This window comes from Gammaproteobacteria bacterium, assembly GCA_003696665.1.
GTDB lineage: Bacteria > Pseudomonadota > Gammaproteobacteria > Enterobacterales.
In genome coordinates this window covers 1-1,676 of record RFGJ01000017.1, presented here as the reverse complement: position 1 = coordinate 1,676, position 1,676 = coordinate 1, and the positions used below count along the sequence as shown (strand labels likewise).

Here is a 1,676-nt window from a genome sequence, read left to right as displayed (position 1 = left end):
CGCACTTCCTTTTGCTGCCGCGCCCACTCGACAAAAGCATCGACCTCCTGCAGAAACTTAGGTTCGGATATTCCCCCTTTCTGGCCAGAATCCAGCGCATACTCAATGGTATAAATACCGGCCAGACGTTCATTGGCAAAATCAGTCGCCTGCCGAAATGGCACCGATTTGTCGAAATACTGTACGAACTGGTCGTCCAGTTCATTTTTCGGGATGCCAGCCAACGACGCCAGCACCAATCCGGTCACGCCCCACAATAGTGCCGTACGATGGCGAATGACGAAGTCTGCCACACGTTCCATCAAAGGAGAGTCATCCGGGTGAATCTTCGGCACACGAATCGGCAACATCACCATCAGGGCCGGCAAAAAGGTGGTCGTCAATAACCAGGCAAAGCCAACGCCAAAGGCAACAATGTTGCCAAGATCGCGAAACGGCGGCACCTCGGAGAAGTTCATCGACAGGAAACCGACAACCGTTGTCACCGACGTCAAGAGCACCGGCTGGAAATTAACCCGCACACTTTCGATCATGGCCGCTTTCCGGCGTAGCCCTTGCTGAAGGAAATGGAGGTAACCAATCAACAAGTGTACGGCATCCGCCACGCCCATGGTCAAAATGATTATCGGCGCAGACGCTGTCGGACCGGTCATATAAAAGCCGAGCCAACCGGCGAGCCCCATGGCCGCAGCAATGGAAAATGCAATGACCAATACGGTGGTGACCACACCAAAATGAATGCGGGTGGTGAGCCACAGCATCACAACAACCACAGCAAACATTATGGGCACCAAGGTTTTGAAGTCGTGCTCAGATGCTTCCCGGAATGCCGCGTTCATCATAACTACGCCGGTCATGTGAATTTTCAACCCCGGGTGCGCTTGCTCGACTTTGTGTGCCAGTTCGCGCGCTTGTTTGGCAATGGTCGGAATTTCATTCGCTGGATTGTCGGGCAATTCAAAGGTCACATTGACTGCCGCAACATCACCTTTGTCCGATACAAGCCGACGAACGATCAGCGGCTCATTGAGCGCGATTTGTTTAATCTTGAGCAACTCAGCATCACTTAAGTTTTCAGGGTCCTCATACAGATCGCGGACTTCGAGATCGTCCCCAACCGCGGTGGTATGCTGGTAGTTGCGCAAGCTGTCAACACGCGTCGAGAGGTGTAGTTGCCAGCCACCGTCTGTCAGCTCCTCTATGGCCTTGAGCGTGTCCCGATCAAACACGGTTCCACTCGCTGGCGCGACGACAAACACCAGCGAATCTGATTTGTTGAAAATACGTTGCATTTTTTCAAATGCTTGCAACTCGGGATTTTGCGGACTGAAAAATGCGCGATAGTCCGTCCGCCACGATAATTTGCTCGCCCCATAAGCAAAGGCAAGCATTAGAATAGGCATGATGAGTACGATTGGCCATCGAAACCGAATGACCCATTCACCCCAGCGTTTCCCCATGACTTCGCCCTCTCGTCAACATAATGGCTTGCCGCACATTCTACTACTGTTTACAATAAAACAACAAAATTTTTATTTGAAGAACTTTGTTCCACTAATGAAACAAAACTTTGATTTCAACCTAGCGGCCATTTTCATTAAAGTCGTCGAGCACAAAAGCATTACCAAGGCGGCTGAAAAACTTGGCATGCCCAAGGCCACTGTCAGCCGTAAACT

General features: G+C 51.1%; 2 protein-coding genes. One reads left to right on the top strand and one right to left on the bottom strand.

Translation table 11 applies throughout. The annotated features are described in order from the left end of the window. A partial coding sequence (locus tag D6694_00440; protein ID RMH48526.1) for an RND transporter occupies positions 1–1,460 on the bottom strand: 1,460 nt, incomplete at its 3' end. A 97-nt stretch (positions 1,461–1,557) separates the two neighbouring features. Here D6694_00440 and D6694_00435 point away from each other — a divergent pair. Continuing rightward, positions 1,558–1,676, top strand: a 119-nt coding sequence (locus D6694_00435) for a LysR family transcriptional regulator (GenBank protein RMH48527.1), incomplete at its 3' end; no start/stop codon positions are given.